This is a genomic window from Paenibacillus sp. NPDC056579 (assembly GCF_042793215.1).
GTDB lineage: Bacteria > Bacillota > Bacilli > Paenibacillales > NBRC-103111 > Paenibacillus_S.
The window spans coordinates 805,780-822,662 of record NZ_JBHTVD010000002.1; the positions used below are offsets into that span (position 1 = coordinate 805,780).

Sequence of the window (16,883 nt, forward strand, 5' to 3'; positions counted from 1 at the left end):
GAGGATGAATCATATGGCTAAAATAACAAGCATTGAAACCTTTGCGACACCATCCGTCGGCATCGTTCGGGTGCGTACGGAGGATGGGCTGGAGGGATACGGGCAGGTCGCGTCCTACCATTCCGATCTGTCGGCCCAAGTGCTGCACCGGCAGATTGCGCCTTACGCGCTGGGTGCCGATTCGGACGATATTGCAGGTTTGGCCGAGCGGATCGTAACCGGCGAGCACAAGTTCCCGGGCTCGTACATATGCCGCGCCGTAGGAGGAATAGATACGGCGCTGTGGGATCTCCGCGGCAAGCGGGAGGGCAAGAGCGTATGCGAGCTTCTAGGCGGCAAGCCGCGCAAGCTGGCGGTCTACGGCTCGAGCATGAGCAGGAATATTAAGCCGGAGGAGGAAGGCGAGCGGCTCAAGCGGCTGCAGGATACGCAAGGCTTCGGCGCGTTCAAAATCCGGATTGCCGACAACTTCGGCAATGATGTCGATCGCTGGCCGGGGCGTACGGAAGCGATCGTGCCGGCCGTTCGGCGCGCGATTGGCGATGACGCCGTGCTGCTGGTGGACGCCAACAGCGGCTATACGCCGAAGCGTGCCATCGAAGTTGGCCGCATGCTGGAGCAGTACCATGTAGGGCACTTTGAAGAGCCGTGCCCGTATCCCGAATTGGAATGGACGGCGGAGGTGGCTGCTGCGCTGACAATGCCGGTATCCGGCGGCGAGCAGGATTGCGACTTGGCCCAGTTCCGTCGGATGATCCGGATGCAGGCAGTGGATATCGTCCAGCCGGATATATGCTATATCGGCGGCATCAGCAGGGCATTGGCTGTTGCCAAGATGGCCGAGGAGGCGGGCCTGCCTTGTACGCCGCATGCGGCGAACCATTCGCTCGTTACACTGTTCACGATGCATCTGCTGGGCGCTATCCCTAACGGAGGCCCTTTCATGGAATACAGCATTGAGGAAACCAAATGGCTGGACGGGTTGTATATGAACAATCCGTTTCAAGTGACGGACGGGCATGTGACGATCCCAGAAGAGCCTGGATGGGGAGTTGCGATACGCCCTGAATGGCTGGAGAAAGCTGAATATAGGATTAGCTCCCTCTAGGGCGCTAGCGCGTCAGGAAGGATTATAAAAGCCAAACCTCACCAAGTCTGGAGGGTTCCTAGTGGCAATATGGTTGCGAGAGCGATGGTCGGGCATGATCTCGGGTTGGTCCGATCTGCGGGGTCGTTTTTTTTACCGTCTCATCTGGCTGGGGTTAATTTCGGCTTGCATTCCTATCATATTGGCGGGGACGCTATATTATCAGATTGCGGTCAAGGAAGCCTACCAGAAGGCCGAAGAAGAAAGCCGCGTTTCGCTGAAATTTGTCCAGGACCGGATGGAGTCCTTATTGGCAGGCATCGAATTGGAATCCTATCATCTGGCATTGGATCCCGCCATCGTCCAATATCTGAGCGAGCCGGCGGACGACCATGAATTTCTGAGCAACAAACAGATGCTCGCCGCCCTAGAGCGGAAAAAAAACGCCAACGATTTCATCGGGGAGATCGTATTATACCGGCACGGCGATACCATGCTGAACTCGGTATATTACGGACAGATCCCGCTCGCCAACTATCCTTTCATGAAGGACATCGACTTCGCCTTGAACACGGAGGCGCAGTGGCAGTATTTGCCGCAGGCTGAGCACAGCGGCTACCTGAGCCTGGTACGCAGGCTGCCGCTCATGAGCAACAGCAAAAACATGGATCGGCTGATCTTTCACATCCGTGTCGATCTGCTGAAGAGTCAAATGAATGACAGCTACTTCTATTTTCCCGGGAAATCACTGCTGGTGATGGATGCGACCGGCCGGGCCTTGTTCCATTCTCAAGGGCCTAATAAGCCCGATACCGGAGGCATGGGCACGGCGAACCTGCAGCGGATTGTGGAAGAGCACAAGCCGGCGAATGTGTTTCTGTGGCAGGACGAAGACGGGCGAGAGAAGCTCTATTCCTATCAGAAAACGCCGTCGGGTCGGATCTACATCTCCTTGATTCCCAAGGAGGAGCTGTACAAGCAGCTCGGCTGGATTCGCTGGATGACGGTCTGCACCGTTCTGCTCTTTCTCCTCGTTGCCGTACTGTTAACGGTCTTCAACTCCATGCGGGTATACAGTCCGATTCAGCAATTACTGAATCATGGCAGAGATTTAAGTCTCGGTTCCGTTCATCATCCCAGTAATGAAATCAGCTATATCAAGGAATGCCTGAACTATTTGAACCGAGAGACGAAGTCACTATCCACCTATTTACGGAAAATGGAGCCTGATTTGCGGGAGCGCTTTTTCCACAAGCTGTTGGAAAAAGGGTATGTGGATCAGGACCACCTGTTGAAGGAATGCTCTGCGCTGGCCATTTCGGTGACCGGTCCTTATGTTGTACTGGCCGTAGAGCAGGAAAACATCCATAAGGAGAAACGGTTTCTTCCCGATGACAATGCCATCATCGGATTTGCCATGACGAATGTGATGACAGAGCTGCTCGAGGAGTATCCATCCTTAAGCGGTTACACGCTGAATACCAATAGACGCAGCGGGGTTGCCATCGTCAGCTCCAGGGATATGTCGTCTCTCGCCGGTGAGGCCAAGGAATATGCGGCAGCCGTGTGTCATGCCTTGAACCGCTTTCTGAAATTCAAGGTTTCCATTGGCATGGGGAGTGTGTGCGCTCATATTTCCGATGTCGAGTTATCTTACCGGGAGGCGAGAGCGGCGCTCGAATACCGGCTGCTCGACGATACCCGTCCGGTGCTCTATATCGAGGAGTTAGAAAACGCGGAGCGGAAAATTCCGTCCTTTTACCCCCACCAGGAGGTGGAGGCGATTGTCGCAGCGCTGGTCAACCATGACGCGGGAGCGGCCAAGTCGGCCTTGAGGTCCTTTTCCCAGGCTGCACGCCTGTCCCAGTCCCACCTGATCACATATCAATCCTATTACCTTCTTCTGGCTTCCGTCATTCATGTGGTGGAGAGCCGGGGAGGCAGCATCTTTCACGTACTGGAAAACAACCTATTCGATCAGCTAAGAGAAAGAAAGACCGCGACGGAAATATGCGACTGGTTCACGGAGGTCTGTTTCCCGCTACTGGATCGCATCATCGCCGAGAACGATCCGAGCCAGCTGGTCAAAGGAAAGTCCGACATCATGCACGTGTGCCAGTACATCCGGGAAAATGTCCAGTCCGACATTTCGCTCACGCAATGCTCCGAGATGCTGTCCATGACCCCGGCTTACGTCAGCCGGTTATTTAAAAAAATCATGGGGTTTACGTTTGTGGAATACGTCGTTACCTGCAAAATCGAGGAAGCCAAACGAATGCTTCTGGAAACGGATCTTACGCTTCATGAAATTGCGGCGTATATCGGCTATACGGAGCGCAACCTGAGCCGTATTTTTCAACGCTACATTCAACTGACACCCGGCCAGTTCCGTGCCAAATACCGCTAAAGCATTCGCCTGCATACTGTATTCACTCCCGGCTTCCGGAAAGGAGATCTCTTCTACATGAAATACCCGACTGAAGTTTCTTCTGCTTCGGCTTTGTCCGGTCGCGTTAGCCGCAATGCCTCTAACCGGCTGTGGAAGCGAATCGTGAAAGGAAAATATATTTATTTGCTGGCTATGCCAGGATTTCTATTCCTGTTGCTCTTTAAATTCGTGCCCATGTGGGGCCTGCTGCTCGCATTTCAGGATTACAACCCGTTTAAGGGGATTATGGGCAGCCAGTGGGTCGGCTTGAAGCATTTTGCCGATTTAATGGGCGATGCGAATTTTTACCGCATGCTTCGCAACACGTTGCTGATTAACTTGTTTGGGCTCGTGTTTTATTTTCCGCTACCCATTGTCCTTGCCTTGATGGTGAATGAGGTGCGGCATGAGCTGTTTAAAAAGATCAATCAATCGCTGGTGTATATGCCGCATTTTTTATCGTGGGTCATCATTGCCAGTATGACCTTCTTCATCCTGTCCACCGATATCGGGATTGTCAACAAGCTGCTGAATACATTCGGTTTGGCACCGATTCCGTTCTTGACGCAGTCCAGCTTTTTCTGGGGGCTGATCACGGGGCAGACGATCTGGAAGGAAGCGGGCTGGGGCACGATTATTTTTCTTGCCGCGATAGCCGGCGTGGACCCGCAGCGTTATGAGGCTGCCGTGGTGGACGGCGCTTCGCGGTTCCGCCAGATATGGCATATTACGCTGCCCGCGATTCGTCCGACGATTGTCGTGCTGCTGATTCTGCGGCTCGGGCATATGGCCGATGTCGGCTTTGAACAGATTCTGTTGATGATGAATCCGCTGGTCCGGGAAGTGGGCGAGGTGTTCGATACGTACGCCTATACGCAGGGGATTTTGCGGGGACAGTTCAGCATCGGGGTCACCGTCGGTTTATTTAAGGGAGTGGTGGGCCTGGTTTTTGTCGTAACGGCCAATTATATCGTCAAGAAATTGGGCTATGAAGGCATTTACTAAGCAAAGAGGGGAATAAGCATGAGCTTCGTGCATAAGAAAGGTTTGACCCTGTTTGATTATGTCAACTATTCGCTTCTCGGCATCATATCCATTCTGAGTATTTTCCCGTTTATTTACGTCTTCAGCGTATCGCTGACAGACCCGGATACTTACATTCCATTTAAATTTTATTTGTTTCCGCAGGATTTCTCGCTGGCGTCCTATAAGTACATTTTATCGACCAACAGCTTTTTAAATTCGCTGAAAAGCACGGTCTTCGTCACTGCTGTCGGCACGGCGCTCAATCTAGTGTTTACGTTCACGCTGGCGTACGCTTTGACCAAAAAGCATGTGGTCGGCCGAAATTTCATGCTCGGATGCGTTATTTTTACGTTATTGTTTAACGCCGGGATTGTCCCCAACTATTTGCTGGTGAAGGAAATGGGGCTGCTCAACTCCTATTGGGCGCTGATCTTGACCAGCCTGACGAACGCCTGGACGCTGATCGTGGTCAAAAGCTTCATGGACGCGCTGCCCGATGAGCTGGAGGATGCGGCCAGAATCGACGGCTGCAACGACCTGTCGGTATTTCTGCGCGTCGTGCTGCCCTTATCGATGCCCGCGATTGCCACATTCACGTTGTTTTTTGCCGTATCCCATTGGAATACGTATTTCAATGCGCTGATTTACTTGACCGACGCGAAGAAGTGGACGCTCCAGGTGCTGGTCAAAACGCTCGTCATCGACTCGGAATCGTCAGGCATTGCGGCGGCCGGCTCGGCGGAGGATAAGATGATTCCGCAGGAAACGATCCGGATGGCAGCCGTCGTCGTCGCGATGCTGCCGATTCTCATCGTATACCCGTTTTTGCAAAAATATTTCGCCAAGGGCGTCATGCTCGGTTCCATTAAGGGCTAGGTGAAGCAGTCCTTGCCATTCATTTTTGTTCAGGAGGCGCAATTGTATGAAAATTACTAATGTGACTTGTTTTCGAGCCAATGGCGTATTTGTCAAAATCGAAACGGACGAAGGCATTACCGGCTACGGCGAAGGGTCCAGCTTTACTCCGCTGGCTGTGATCGGCATGGTGGAGGAACTGAAACCGTATATTCTCGGCGAGGACCCGCAGCGGATCGAATATTTGTGGCAGGCCTGCTTCCGCCGTCTGTTCGCGCGGGGCGGCCCGGTGACCGGCTCGGCAATTGCAGCGATCGACATGGCCTTGTGGGATATTAAGGGCAAAGCGCTTAACGTGCCGGTCTATCAGCTGCTTGGTGGGCTGGCCCGTGAGAAAGTGAGGCTCTACGGGCATGTGACCGGCCATTCTGCGGAGGAGATTGCCGCAAATGCCAAGAAGTTGGCGTCAAAGGGTGTCACCGCGATCCGCTACCGCGGTTTTCACGACACAGACGATATCGACCTGCACGACCATAAGCGTGCGGTCCGGCAACAGATCGAATATACGGAAGCGATCCGCGCTGCGGTCGGCGACGATGTCGATCTCATTCTGGAATGTCACGGCCGCTACGATCCCGACTTTGCGGTCATGCTGGCGGAAGGTGTCGCCAAATTCAAGCCGCTGTATATTGAAGACCCCATCCGCCACGAGAACCCGCAGGCGTTGAACCGGTACCGGCAGCATACGAACATACCGTTGGCCACCGGCGAACGCGGACATAACAAATACGATTTCCGCGAGCTGGTGGTAGACGGCCATGTCGATTATTTGCGCCCTGACGTCTGCTGGTGCGGCGGCATCACGGAGATCAAGAAGATCGCCGCGTTCGCTGAGGTGTACAATATCAATGTCGTGCCGCACAACAACTGGGGGCCGCTCGGCACCTCGGCCAGCGTCCATATTTCACTGGCCATTCCGAATATTACGTTGATGGAGGGCTTTTGGGCCGATCCCGCCAAACCGTCGGATATCGTCTCCCCTTGGCCGCAAATCGTGGACGGCTACGCTTACCCGCCGGTCGGACCCGGACTCGGCATCGAATTTAATGAAGAAATCGCCGCATCCTATCCGCAGAAGCCGACAAGGGTGCTACCGAAGTTAAACGGGATCGATGGTTCAGTGCGGGATTGGTAGGGAGCAACTTAACGCAAATGTTGGTCAGATGCTAGCAGTATATGTAATCCATAAGAAAGAACATCAAACCATACCATACAAGAAGGAAGCTAGCTAGCTTCCTTCTTTGACATCTCTGCTTGTCTAAGTTCAACAGCCGTGTCTGCTGGGTCAATTCTTAGAGGTTGTGGAGAAGAAAAAGAAATTAAATAATGCTATTCAACTTATGTCTGAACGTTATAAAGCTGCTGATACACCAGAGCTAGCATCATCATAACCATAACTGGCTGCCAAGCATTTAATTACGTAAAACGTTAATTTGACGAATTGAAATATGCGCTTTTAGTGTTGATGTACTGCATGTGATTACCAAAAAACCAACTCCAAAGGTTAGGGCATGGGAGTTATCCCTTAACTTCGCTAATCGGTCTGGCTGCAAATTGCCGAGAGCCAGACCGACTAGGTAGAAGGGTAGGCTAAGCTGCACATATTCCGTCGTCTGAAATTCGCTCGCTACAACAAACAGCGTAGGTAAAATCGATGGTAAGCGGCCCCATCATCGCTAGCGATGCCATGGTCAGAGGCTCTCCCAGCAGACTGTCGGATGAACAAGAACTAATCCAAGAATAGTCGAAATCAGCTTCCGCCGGTAGGTGGGGGCTATTTGACGTTCACGTCAGGATAAACAACGCCAGCTCGCTTCCTGCCTTTCCACCTCTACTCCACGTTGAACACAGCCATCGCTTCTGGGCTTTCCTTGTAACCGATACGGATCGCCTTGGTTCGGAGAGCTGTTCTGCCCGGCTCCAGCCTCATGGGACCGGTGTACAACCTCCACCGCGGGTTGTCTCCTGCTTCCATCGTATAAGCAATGGACGCTCCTTGGGTGGCACAGTACAGCTGCACAGACAACGGCGCAGAGTAGCTTCCCCCCCCGAAGACAGGCTCAATACCTGGTGCAGAGGCATGAACGGGAATGATAAGCGGTGCTGCCGTAACCGGCTGGATGCCTCCCGGCCACATCATCTTCACCATTTGATCCTCTGGTATATCCCCCATATCCCCATATCGGCTGGTCCAGGCATCGGGTTCTTGTCATTGCTCAATGACAAGAACCTTATATCATTCCTGACAAAAGGGTACAAGATAGTTCAATAATGATTCAATGCAGCCTGGTTGTATGTTCTGCTGCTTTTCAAAGCTCGATAAGCTACCGAGAAGGATACTTCGATGATGTATCGAATTACGATAAGTTTGCCGTATATGAGGTGTAATTATGGTCAAATATACTTGCCCATGTTGTGGGTACAAAGCTTTTACGAGGAAGAATATCGCGGTAAGGCACGTGTTTCATTAAAGAAGAGGATTTAGAGCAATACATCAAGGAGAACCCGGATGCCGGTAAGACCGAGACGATATACGACAAGCAGTGTGGGCTGTTCTTATTTTAGCCTTTCGGTAAAGACAGTTTACTGGCCCGCATCGTCGAGTTCAAGAGAGCGAATATCCGTAAAATTGGTGCCAGGCTTAAAACAAACGATGATCAGGTTTGACGTATGAGGAAGCCCTGAAGAACGGTGGACCCACTCCAATCTATAACGGAACGGAAGCCGGTGAATGGTTATGGTTATGCCCGTTTTGAATTCCCGACGCCATAGTCACTGGATTCCGTAATCTTCAATGTCATAGAAGAATTGTTTAAGCATGCAGGACCGGCGAATATGAGAATCACTCGTGAAGGAAGCATGCTTGCAGTCGAGGTAAGGAAGTCAGTTCTGTTAGGTTCATGCCGGAAACTCATCCTGATCTCATAGATAAGACTGAAACTCTTTCTGAAATCGGGAGAGATTATCTCCAAATACGATGGAACGCTCATTGATACTGGTTTATCGGCAGTAACAATTTTTATACAAGAAAAAGCAAGCCATCATCCTACAGGCGAAAGCAGAAGACATGTCGCTCCAGGAATGGATCGAGGAACGACTTCTGTTTTCGGAAGGCATGGCTCCTTTCTTAGATTACTCTTTGCCGAACGCCTGAAAACAATTCGAGAATAAGAAAATCGCTTTTGTTTTCAGCTAGTCCAAAATGTAGAAGTGATTAGGAGAGTTTGATGAAAATAGCAGAAAGGGGAACTGTCAAATGGTAGATCAGAATCAACGGTTAGAGAATATTTCGCCTGAACAGGCTGGTATTTCGTCGGAGGGGTATTATAGACTAACGGGGTGTCTACGTAGGCGGTCAAGAGAGCGCCATCGGCTGGCGTGATGTCTCGAAAGACCTGTATAGACGCGGTGCTCAGGAAGTGCTGTTGTGTGTATTTGGGCCTTCCGGGATTCGATGACGCTTTCCAATAGGTCGCGTTCAAGGTAAGACGGGGTTTATTGATGATCCGAAGACAATCTACAACGCGCTCGATCACGATCTTGCTAAGGCTGCTTTCGACACGATGGGTCAAGAAATACCGAAGGAAATTCAGTCTTAGGAGGAGTACTTGCCCACACTTTTGACCTTTTACAAGTATCCTGCACTCATAATCGATCCGGCCATCAGCGTAATCTACGCAGGAGACTGATATTGTATACATTGCTAACTCGAGCTTTAAATTCCATTTCGCTAAACACCGAGTTGTCGTTACTTGGGGAAATAAGAAGTCCAATCCTGCATCTTAACCCTCCAATCTTTTCCTGGATAATTGCCGGGGAGAAGGTTTATGGCATCAGCGTAGGCTTGTTATAGCATGCGTTTTACGGTAGTCACCCGGTGTCATGCCTTTCAACTCACGGAAAATCCGCGAAAATGACTTATACGAACCGAACCCGGTTTCAATCGCTATATCAACCCCCGCCATTCCGGTCGATGAAAGCAAGCTGCAAGCATGTCTAATGCGCACCTCGTGCAAAAAACGGACAAAACCAAGGCCGGTACTCCGCTTAATCTCTTCACTTAAATAGGAGCTGCTTAAGCCGAACTTCTCCGCTGTTGCCGACAGCGTAACCGGCTCCCTATAACGGGCATGAATGTAATGAATAATTGGCCATACCGGTTTTTTATCGATTGTTCCGTTCGTTTGTACTGAGCTTGAAACACCTTGCCGGCGGAACCGGTCATACCGCGCAAGCGTTTCCAACAGCTTTAGCTTGAGCAGCATGTTTCTCCATAACCCGTTGCCCGCAAATTCGGCAAGCATATCCTCAAAAGCCGCCGATACAGCCGTGTACAGCTCGGGGCTTAAAAAAGCTTGAGGGGGCATCTCCTCCCCGACCAGCAGCTCCGTCAAACCCGGTCCGACCTCTGCTGATTGGTACAGCAAATCCATATCAAACATGCAGTTATACAACCGGAGCGGATTCGCCGATTCCACATAAATTTCATGTACCTGATAAGGCAGCAAAAAAGTAGCCGTCCCCGTAAGCAGAGGATGTTTAACGCCGTTAATAACCTCGTAGCCTTCTCCGTCTATTACGAGAGAAAATTCCAAAAAGTCATGGCGGTGAGCAGGAAAATGCCTTACCACTTTGTTAACGGATACATGAAATGGAAAACCCGGGTGAATGTCCGGATAATCGGTTAAATGTTTGTTGGTTGGATATACGGTCATCTTGACGGATCGCTCCTTAACGAAAATATGAGATAGTCTAGCGAAAAACTGTCATACCTCCTCTTCGATTTTATTCTATGATAAGAGCATGCTGCAACCCAAATTGAAGAGGGGAGGAATAGCGAGTGTCTATTCCAATTATTGGACCGCTAAAGTCAAGCCCGGTTATTGCCCGTCATCCTGCAAATCCGGTATTAACCGCCCGTAATGTGCCTTATTCTCCGGCACTTGTATTTAATGCAGGCGTTACCAAATTCCAAGGTCGTTATGTTATGGTATTCCGCAACGATTACGGCGATCCGCAGAAGCAGACGCTGCTGCCTAGCTCCACGACCAATCTTGGTCTAGCCTATAGCAGCGACGGTATTCATTGGGAGGTACAGCCCAAACCTTGTTTTAGCCTGAATGATGATGAGATCATCCGCACCTATGATCCGCGCTTGACCGTTATGGATGGACGCTGCTATATGTGTTTTGCCGTCGATACGAAGCACGGCGTTCGCGGAGGCATTGCCGTAACCGATGATTTCGAAAAGATTGAAGTACTCCATATGACAGCGCCTGACAACCGCAACATGGTGTTGTTTCCGGAAAAAATCGGCGGCAAGTACGTACGCTTGGAGCGGCCGTTCCCTGTGTACAGCCGGGGAGGCAAAGACCGTTTTGATATGTGGATATCAGACTCGCCAGATTTGAAATATTGGGGCAATACGGATTTGCTGCTTGCGGTTGAGCATGTGGCTTACGCTAACGACAAAATCGGCCCTGCCGCCCCGCCTGTCAAAACTGCTAAAGGTTGGCTGACTACGTTCCACACCGTTGATCTTGACCCAAGACGAGGAAAAAACGGCTGGGAGGATTCCTGGAAGAAAAGGTATTGCGCCGGCATTATGCTTTTGGATTTGGAGAACCCCAAGAAGATCGTCGGCATGTACAAGGATCCGCTTATCGCACCCGAAGCCGTCTATGAAACCGAAGGCTTCCGGAATGATGTCATTTTCCCGGGCGGTATGATTCTAGAGGATGACGGCGAAGTCAAAATTTATTACGGTGCCGCCGATACTGTCGAGTGTCTGGTAACTGCCCAAGTCGACGACCTTGTCCGGTTGTGTTTGGAAGGCAAATAAAGGTCCCCCAAAACGCATCTATACCGCTAATGCAGTAACCAAGAATGGTTGAGAAGGGAATAACGGCTCATGAATCTGGCGTTGCCACTACCCGTCAGGAGACTCTCGGCCTTTAAGGACAACCGGTACAAGCAAGAGTTCGGGGCAGGATTCGAAATCAAAAGGAAGGGGTGAAGGAATTTGACCCTGCAGACGAAAAGAATTGAATTTGAAGCGACAAAAAAGATTTATGAAAGTGCGACCTTGGTATTTCATGGCGTGGAAGGTTTTGATGTCTACAACATTTCGATTCCGTTCATACGGGACGGGAAGCGCTATTTGTTCGGGCGGGTAGAACGTCGCGAAGAATGGGCCCGCTCTTGGGTCCGCCTGTTCGAGGAGACGGGACAGGATGAATGGACCGTGGTGGCAGACAGCATGATTTACACTCTGGAGGATCCTTATATCAGTGAGATCGGTGATGAGCTTGTCATGGGCGGGACTCATGTTCAATATCAGAGTGGAAGATACAGCACGTTTTTCGGCTATTTCTTCCGTGGCACCGACCTCCACAATTTGTACTACTTCACTACCGGACCTAACAAAATGAAGGATATTCGCCTTGTTCCCTTGTCGGATGGCAAGATCGGCGTTTTCTCACGCCCCCGCGGCGCGGAGACGCGAAGCAAATACGGGAGTGAATCCATGATCGGTTTCACGGTCTTTGACAGACTGGAAGAGTTGACTGCGGACGTCATCGAGAACGCACCGTACATTCACGGCATCTTCGGGGAAGGCGAATGGGGAGGCGTTAATCAGGCTTATCTGCTCGATAGCGGCAAAGTCGGCGTAATTGGCCACATTTGCTACCGGGATAAGGATGAGAACGGTGGGGAAGTGAAGGTGTACTTGAACATGGCCTTCGTCTTCGATCCAACCACCCGCGAGTCCGTGGACCTTCATTTGATTGGAAGTCGTCCTTGCTACCCGCCGGGACCCGCTAAGGCACCGCATTTGGTCGACTGCGTCTTTGCTTCGGGCATTGTGATGCGTACGGACGGAAAGGCCGATCTTTACAGCGGCATTGGCGATTGCCAGGCGGGGCGTATTACGATCGACTATCCGTTCGAAGGACATGGGCGTATTGTCTAGAGGAGGAAGATGGGTGGGAATGCTAATCCAGCAATATGGCACATTGATAACCTGGGGATCGCCCTAGAGATCGGGATCACCGGGTTGGTTTTTGCGGTATAGTCTGCCTGGAGCGGGAGCGCGGCTACCATCATGCAGGATTCGGTATACGGTTTTTGTACTGCAACGGGTGGAACCATGGTTTCTTCCTGCCAGCAAGAAGACATCCTACATCGTCACGGTCGACCGTGACGGTGACTCCGGGATATTTCTGAACTATTTTCGGGATGAGGGAATTCGGGTGAAGTCGTTCAGGATGGTCTTGCATGAGGAAGGAGCGGTGCACATTCACTTCGCATTGTCCGGTAAGGCGACCTGGCTTTGTTTCTAAGTGGACCGAATATTGTAACCTTTTGCAGAGGCATGGGAAACTTCGCTTCAACAATAATGAATGGGGGAAAAAGAGATGGGAATGAAACGAATGGCCGCACTTTCACTATTATTGTTTGCAACAGCCTGCAGCAGCGGAAATGACGGCAAAGCGTCCGGTGAGAACAACGCCGGTGAAGAGAACGCTCCGCCTCAGGTTTCGACCGAGCCTGTCACGATCAAATTCGGACTGAGCATGGGATGGCTTGGACCTGGCGAGTTCCAAAAATACGTTGAAGAGCCAGTGAAAAAACGCTATCCGTATATTACGATCGAGCCTATCGATTTGTCCAAGCCGGAAAACGGTTTCGATAAACTGATGGCCGCCGGCAACATACCGGATTTGGTGATGACCGCTTCACCGATCATTTACCGGTTTGTTGGAACCGGAATGGAAGATAATATCGAACCGCTGATCAAAAAATTCAATTTTGATCTTTCCCGGTTGGACCCGATCGCCGTTGAATCGGTGAAGTCGGCAAGCCGGCAAAATAACTTAATCGGTCTTCCATGGACGATGCACTTCAGCGGTCTCTATTATAATAAAGATATCTTCGACAAATTCGGTGTTCCATATCCGAAGGACGGCATGACTTGGGAGGATGCCCGAGAGCTGGCCAAGCAAGTGACGCGCATGGAGAGCGGTGTGCAGTATCGGGGCTTGGAGCCGGATAAATCGACCCGAGTGGCTTCCGTGCTGTCATACGGCTTTATCGATCCGGTAACGGAGAAGCCGACCGTGAATAATGATAACTGGAAAAAAATATTTGAATTACTGAAAAGCATTTACGACATTCCGGGAAACAATACCCCCCGTTTGGCCGGTGCTGGTATTGATCAGTTTAAGAAACAACAAACGCTCGCTATGCTCGCTTCAAATAATAACCTGCCGAATTTAAAGGATGCGCAGGATTTAAATTGGGATTTGGCCCAGTACCCGTCATTCAAAGAAAGCCCCAACACCGGCATGCAGGTGGATGAGTGGATTCTTCACGTCACGGCGCAGAGCAAATACAAAGATCAAGCGTTTCAAGTCATTTCCACGATTCTATCCGAGGAGGTGCAAACGGAAGCAGCCCGCAACGCAAGGCTGCCGGTATTGAAGATAAGTAACATAGAGCAGGAGTTCGGTAAAAACCTGCCATACTTGCAAGGCAAGAATTTGAAAGCAGCCTTCAAAACCAATCCAGCGAAAGCGCTTCCTGTGAGTAAATACGATTCGTTCGCGGAAGAATATATAACTCGCGCCATCGAACCGGTCGTCAGAGGGGAGAAGGATATTAACACGACACTAAGGGAAGCGGAAGAACAAATATCGAAAAATATTGAAACAAACCTGCAAAAATAATTGTCAATTTTGTGTGAAAGCGGTTACAAAAATGCGGCTTTATTAACGCGTTAACGGAGAGTACGATCATGTTCAAAAAGAAAGGGCCATCCGGCAAAGGATGGCTTTTAACTATTAATCTATGGAACTGGCTTTGATTTGAATTGATGGAATCCTGTAGGTCTGGACTAATCTCAGTGCCTGAACATTCACTTTTCAAACATTCCAAAATCCTTATGCGAACCTTCACATGGCATTTGACTTCGACATCTTGGTATACCTCATGCCAGTTTAAGCTCTTCCATTGTTTGTATCGAAGGGTGCTTCTTACATACTTCCCAATCCCCAAGCTATCAACATTGTGCTTTTGCATTGTAGCGATCATTTCCTCTGCTTTTTTTGTTATGTTTTTGGAGATTAACCCCTTGACTATTTTTAGAATACGTACTTCATTGTCCTAACGGGTACGTAACTCAATATAACAACTAAGACGCGGCTGCCGATCTATATCGGCAGCCACGTTATGCTATATGGAAGGATTAATCAACATTTCCATCGAATAGGAAGGAGAATAGAAAAGTGGGAGGCGAAAGGAACTGAAAAGGGAAAGATTTGAAGGGATTGACGTCGAAAACCTCAATATTGTTGACAAAGATGGAAACATAAAAATGACACTTTTTAATAAAGAAAACATCCCTCCAGCAATGATGGACGGTGAGGATATTTTGCCCGGACATAGAAAAGATTGGCCGATTTCTGGAATTTTGTTTTATAACGGCGAAGGTGACGAATGCGGTGGATTGATATTCGGAAGTGAGAAAGATGAAAATGGTCATTACAAGTCTTCTGCTTCACTAACTTTTGACCAATATAAGCAAGATGAAGTTGTCACAATGTCTTACTATAATGAGAACGGAGTAATGACTTATGGATTCAAAATAAAGGATAGACCACAAGTTCCACTATCTGAGCAATTAAAAAAACTACAAGAAATCAATGAATCAAATAAAGATAATGAAACAAAAAAGAAAGAGATTGATGCACTATGGGAAGGAAGTACACAACGAGCATTTATGGGAAAAAATGAAAATGGGGAAGTTACGGTTTGTTTGATGGACAGTAAAGGAAAACAACGGATAAGAATGCTAGTGGATAAAAATGATAATCCTATAATGGAATTTCTGGACGGAAAAGGAAATGTTACATATAAGCTACCTCCTGAATTGTAAGGTCGTAGCGGATTGAACTTACGGGTACAATAACGTAATAAATCGCGGCTGCCGGAAGGCAGCTGCGTTGCGCTATCAGGCATAATGACAATAGTACGAAATTCCATATTATTAAAGTGAGGGGGGATATTCATGGGAGATACGATTAATGAAAAACTGACGTTGCTAAAAAGTTTTAACCAAGAAGAAGGTGGAATCATCGACTTCAATTGGTGTGGTGATTTGTTATATCCATAATTATAAGCATTTCAATGATCCCAACCCTAACTACAAATCGGGTTCATTAATCGCATTCTGGGGACTGTTAATTGAATGGGATGATGGCAGCGGATTCCCATTTTATAGAGGTATGGAGAAATACGATTGCCACCATTTTGATAAGTACTTGGAAGAATATCTGAAGTATACTTCAAACATACATCATCAGTACCCTAGCATTTTTTTGGTAATTAATGAACTATTGATGAACTTGGACAACAGGTATGGATTTGAAGGTATTTTCCCAAACATAGCTGAACGTTTGTTTCAATCTATGAGAAAAATGCTATCTCAGAAATCCGGCGAAACAGAGAGGGATGTTTATCATAATGCTTTAAAGGAAGCAGGTATCTTGTTGAACTAACGGGTACGATAGCGCCATGACAAACAGGCTGGTTAGTTTGGTGGCTATCTTGAATATATGGTAACAATTCCCGGCAACTTTTTTAGGAGGCAAACCAAATGGGGGTTAATTCAAAGGGGAAACGTAAGTTGAAGCATAACGAAAGATCGTATTATTGGTATGTTCAACAAGACGCCGAAGATTTTGGACGCATCAACCTAAAAATTGTTTCAGAGGATAAGAAGTTTATAATTTCGTATCAAGTAGGACAATCAAATAACGTTCAGACACCACATATAGTAATAGAGGGACTCGAATTTGAAGGATTAGAAGAAGATCTTAAAAGGCTGGGTTGGATAAGGGTACAAACACCTATTTGGAATGATAGCATCATTACACCAAGTCTTGTTAAGACAATATTCGAATGGTGTTTGAAGAAAAAAGATCAACTAATTTTTGTTGATTGGAAAGGGGATATAATGGAGATTGTGGTAACGAAGACTGTTTGAACTAACGGGTACGATAGCTCAATAAAAAACTAAGACGTGACTGCCGGTATAAATCGGCAGTCGCATTACGCTAACGGGCAGGCTATGACTCCGTGGAGGTACAATTGAAGCTCATGAATCTTTAACAGCGGCTGTACAAAGAGAATTCCTTGAGGAAGCTGGAATCAACGTACAGATTAAAGAGAATGCTGGTGTTAGTGATTATTAATTCCTTATGAACTACCCAAAAGAGGTACTTCCCATATTCATCATATTGCCGTCTTTTATTTGGTTCAAATTATCGGTGGTATGCTTGCAAGGACTACTGAAAAGTTCGAAGGACAAGATTCACTAGGTGCATTATGGGTACCGATTAAAGAAATTAGCGCTGATAATTCTTC

At 48.7% G+C, this 16,883-nt stretch carries 14 protein-coding genes and 1 pseudogene; 12 read left to right on the forward strand and 3 right to left on the reverse strand.

What is annotated here, in order from left to right; genetic code table 11:
- Positions 1–13: 13 nt before the first annotated feature.
- From ACFQ88_RS11035 to dgoD, 5 genes are all read left to right on the forward strand, one after another.
- Positions 14–1,108, forward strand: a complete 1,095-nt coding sequence (locus ACFQ88_RS11035; RefSeq protein ID WP_379454130.1) for a mandelate racemase/muconate lactonizing enzyme family protein — start codon at positions 14–16, stop codon at positions 1,106–1,108.
- Positions 1,109–1,169: 61 nt separating this feature from the next.
- Positions 1,170–3,494 (forward strand): helix-turn-helix domain-containing protein, encoded by a 2,325-nt coding sequence (locus ACFQ88_RS11040; RefSeq protein ID WP_379454131.1) that lies wholly within the window; start codon positions 1,170–1,172, stop codon positions 3,492–3,494.
- Positions 3,495–3,551: 57 nt separating this feature from the next.
- Positions 3,552–4,520: an ABC transporter permease gene (locus ACFQ88_RS11045; RefSeq protein ID WP_379454132.1), complete on the forward strand. Its 969-nt coding sequence runs from the start codon at positions 3,552–3,554 to the stop codon at positions 4,518–4,520.
- Positions 4,521–4,538: 18 nt separating this feature from the next.
- Entirely contained in the window at positions 4,539–5,417 is an 879-nt protein-coding gene (locus ACFQ88_RS11050; RefSeq protein ID WP_379454133.1) for a carbohydrate ABC transporter permease, read from the forward strand.
- Positions 5,418–5,463: 46 nt separating this feature from the next.
- The gene (gene dgoD, locus ACFQ88_RS11055) at positions 5,464–6,591 is read left to right on the forward strand and encodes a galactonate dehydratase (RefSeq protein ID WP_239633608.1); all 1,128 of its coding nucleotides are present in this window, start codon (positions 5,464–5,466) and stop codon (positions 6,589–6,591) included.
- A gap of 696 nt (positions 6,592–7,287) precedes the next feature.
- Here dgoD and ACFQ88_RS11060 read toward each other — a convergent pair.
- A complete protein-coding gene (locus ACFQ88_RS11060; RefSeq protein ID WP_379454134.1) occupies positions 7,288–7,629 on the reverse strand; it encodes a chitobiase/beta-hexosaminidase C-terminal domain-containing protein in 342 nt (113 codons plus the stop codon).
- A gap of 1,165 nt (positions 7,630–8,794) precedes the next feature.
- Here ACFQ88_RS11060 and ACFQ88_RS39805 point away from each other — a divergent pair.
- Positions 8,795–9,052, forward strand: a pseudogene (locus ACFQ88_RS39805) (IS256 family transposase); the annotation flags it as partial.
- A gap of 237 nt (positions 9,053–9,289) precedes the next feature.
- On the opposite strand, the gene ACFQ88_RS11065 reads toward ACFQ88_RS39805, so the two are convergent.
- Positions 9,290–10,171 (reverse strand): AraC family transcriptional regulator, encoded by an 882-nt coding sequence (locus ACFQ88_RS11065; RefSeq protein ID WP_379454135.1) that lies wholly within the window; start codon positions 10,169–10,171, stop codon positions 9,290–9,292.
- Positions 10,172–10,296: 125 nt separating this feature from the next.
- On the opposite strand from ACFQ88_RS11065, the gene ACFQ88_RS11070 reads away from it, so the two are divergent.
- The 3 genes from ACFQ88_RS11070 to ACFQ88_RS11080 all read left to right on the forward strand — a co-directional run bounded on the left by ACFQ88_RS11070 (position 10,297) and on the right by ACFQ88_RS11080 (position 14,185).
- Positions 10,297–11,298, forward strand: a complete 1,002-nt coding sequence (locus tag ACFQ88_RS11070; protein WP_379454136.1) for a glycoside hydrolase family 130 protein — start codon at positions 10,297–10,299, stop codon at positions 11,296–11,298.
- A gap of 180 nt (positions 11,299–11,478) precedes the next feature.
- Positions 11,479–12,429, forward strand: a complete 951-nt coding sequence (locus ACFQ88_RS11075) for a DUF1861 family protein (RefSeq protein WP_239633613.1) — start codon at positions 11,479–11,481, stop codon at positions 12,427–12,429.
- A 445-nt stretch (positions 12,430–12,874) separates the two neighbouring features.
- Positions 12,875–14,185 carry an ABC transporter substrate-binding protein gene (locus ACFQ88_RS11080; RefSeq protein WP_379454137.1) on the forward strand — a complete coding sequence of 437 codons (1,311 nt, stop codon included), beginning with the start codon at positions 12,875–12,877 and terminating at the stop codon, positions 14,183–14,185.
- Here ACFQ88_RS11080 and ACFQ88_RS11085 read toward each other — a convergent pair.
- A complete protein-coding gene (locus ACFQ88_RS11085) occupies positions 14,118–14,606 on the reverse strand; it encodes a Ger(x)C family spore germination C-terminal domain-containing protein (RefSeq protein WP_379454369.1) in 489 nt (162 codons plus the stop codon). The two genes, ACFQ88_RS11080 and ACFQ88_RS11085, sit on opposite strands and share 68 nt — an antisense overlap.
- Positions 14,607–14,832: 226 nt before the next feature.
- On the opposite strand from ACFQ88_RS11085, the gene ACFQ88_RS11090 reads away from it, so the two are divergent.
- From ACFQ88_RS11090 to ACFQ88_RS11100, 3 genes are all read left to right on the forward strand, one after another.
- Positions 14,833–15,393, forward strand: coding sequence for a hypothetical protein (locus ACFQ88_RS11090; RefSeq protein WP_239633616.1), 561 nt, complete (start codon positions 14,833–14,835; stop codon positions 15,391–15,393).
- Positions 15,394–16,113: 720 nt separating this feature from the next.
- Positions 16,114–16,503 (forward strand): hypothetical protein, encoded by a 390-nt coding sequence (locus ACFQ88_RS11095; RefSeq protein WP_239633617.1) that lies wholly within the window; start codon positions 16,114–16,116, stop codon positions 16,501–16,503.
- A gap of 103 nt (positions 16,504–16,606) precedes the next feature.
- Positions 16,607–16,711, forward strand: coding sequence for an NUDIX hydrolase (locus ACFQ88_RS11100; RefSeq protein WP_379454370.1), 105 nt, complete (start codon positions 16,607–16,609; stop codon positions 16,709–16,711).
- Positions 16,712–16,883: the final 172 nt, after the last annotated feature.

Bases quoted from the DNA above. Each gene is read 5' to 3' on its own strand.
- ACFQ88_RS11035 (WP_379454130.1), top strand. From the start codon at position 14: ATGGCTAAAATAACAAGCATTGAAACCTTTGCGACACCATCCGTCGGC.
- ACFQ88_RS11045 (WP_379454132.1), top strand. From the start codon at position 3,552: ATGAAATACCCGACTGAAGTTTCTTCTGCTTCGGCTTTGTCCGGTCGC.
- ACFQ88_RS11050 (WP_379454133.1), top strand. From the start codon at position 4,539: ATGAGCTTCGTGCATAAGAAAGGTTTGACCCTGTTTGATTATGTCAAC.
- dgoD (WP_239633608.1), top strand. From the start codon at position 5,464: ATGAAAATTACTAATGTGACTTGTTTTCGAGCCAATGGCGTATTTGTC.
- ACFQ88_RS11060 (WP_379454134.1), bottom strand. From the start codon at position 7,629: ATGGGGGATATACCAGAGGATCAAATGGTGAAGATGATGTGGCCGGGA.
- ACFQ88_RS11065 (WP_379454135.1), bottom strand. From the start codon at position 10,171: ATGACCGTATATCCAACCAACAAACATTTAACCGATTATCCGGACATT.
- ACFQ88_RS11080 (WP_379454137.1), top strand. From the start codon at position 12,875: ATGGGAATGAAACGAATGGCCGCACTTTCACTATTATTGTTTGCAACA.
- ACFQ88_RS11090 (WP_239633616.1), top strand. From the start codon at position 14,833: ATGACACTTTTTAATAAAGAAAACATCCCTCCAGCAATGATGGACGGT.
- ACFQ88_RS11095 (WP_239633617.1), top strand. From the start codon at position 16,114: ATGGGGGTTAATTCAAAGGGGAAACGTAAGTTGAAGCATAACGAAAGA.